At 27.9% G+C, this 1,235-nt stretch carries 3 protein-coding genes; 1 reads left to right on the top strand and 2 read right to left on the bottom strand.

What is annotated here, in order from left to right; all coding sequences use genetic code 11:
- The coding region (locus tag RCF13_RS00020) for a hypothetical protein (protein ID WP_308140645.1) at positions 1-193 on the top strand (193 nt) is incomplete at its 5' end.
- Positions 194-252: 59 nt separating this feature from the next.
- On the opposite strand, the gene RCF13_RS00015 is transcribed toward RCF13_RS00020, so the two are convergent.
- Together RCF13_RS00015 and RCF13_RS00010 are read right to left on the bottom strand one after the other, a co-directional pair.
- Positions 253-510: a hypothetical protein gene (locus tag RCF13_RS00015; protein ID WP_016121650.1), complete on the bottom strand. Its 258-nt coding sequence runs from the start codon at positions 508-510 to the stop codon at positions 253-255.
- A gap of 34 nt (positions 511-544) precedes the next feature.
- The coding region (locus RCF13_RS00010; RefSeq protein WP_308140644.1) for a hypothetical protein at positions 545-1,235 on the bottom strand (691 nt) is incomplete at its 5' end.

Below are 1,235 nucleotides of genomic sequence, written 5' to 3'. Positions count from 1 at the left end.
AGAGCTGAGTGGAGGAGGGATTAAAATGGATTTACATAAATTCATGACGCCCAAAGAAGTAGAGGAATTACAAAAGTTAAGAGAAACTTTGGATAATGCATTTACAAAAGGAAAAATTGAAAAAACTAAAGAAGAAATAGATCGACTATTAAATAAAGTTGAAGAACGCCTAAAAAAAAATAAGTCTGCGTAGGGTTTTCCTACCAGACTTATTTTTTTACGTTTGTTTTACAAGAGTAATACTTAAAACTATTAAATATGAATAATATGTGTAACTTTATTATTTTTAATCTCAAACATTATTAAGTAATCTTTTCCATTATTTTTCAATATAAAAGGTCCAAAGTCAAAGGTACCTTTCTCATTTTTATAAACATTTTTTAACAACTTCTGTTTTAATTCTGAACTTATTTTAAATTCTTCTGCAATTTCATTTAAGTCCATAGGTAATTCAAGCTTATTATTTATTTTTGTTTGTTTTAATAATTCATCTATATTAATCTTTTCCATTACTTAATTTCCCCCTTAAAATTTATAATTCAACCTATGCATGCTTTTTTTCCGCTAATGCAGTCATCATCTGTGCTGCAACTGGTTTCCATTTGTCTAAAGTAATAAATTTCACTTCTACAAATTGGGAAATATCCTTTTGCATTAATTTACATAGCGTTCTATATATGTGTTCTTGTGATAATGTCTTAATCACCATTTCATCAGCCCCTATTACTACACAAGATAGTGAAGCGATAGCAACTGACATTTTTTCCAATCTTTTTGAAATTGCATATAACTCATCAGAATTATTTATTCTTAATAATTCATTAAGAACACTTGGCAATTTCTCCAAAAATACGTTCTTATACTTTTTACTTGCAGATGGAAATACCTTATTTAAAATATAATCTTTGGTCGCTACTGTATTTACTTCTTCTAGTGCCGCATTTAGCTCCGTTTTATTAGAATCTGTTATATTAATTTTATTTTGTGGTGTACTCTCTATCTTTGAAGTTTTAGTTGTTTGAGGCTGAGGGTACTGTAACTCTTTTATCTTATTTTCAAGTTCAGTAATTTTTTTGAGTAGTGAATGATTTTCTTGATTCTCACTGACTAACTGAATTAAACCAACTTCCAATGATATTTGAGCATGATTACTAAATTTCATTTCTTGCTTTATTTCAGTTAGCTTTCTAATCATATGTTGCATTTGACTTACATCAGCCACTTTTAACAATTTA

This window comes from Stenotrophomonas maltophilia group sp. RNC7 (assembly GCF_030910085.1).
Taxonomy (GTDB): domain Bacteria; phylum Pseudomonadota; class Gammaproteobacteria; order Xanthomonadales; family Xanthomonadaceae; genus Stenotrophomonas; species Stenotrophomonas sepilia.
This window is presented reverse-complemented; position numbering and strand designations above follow the sequence as displayed.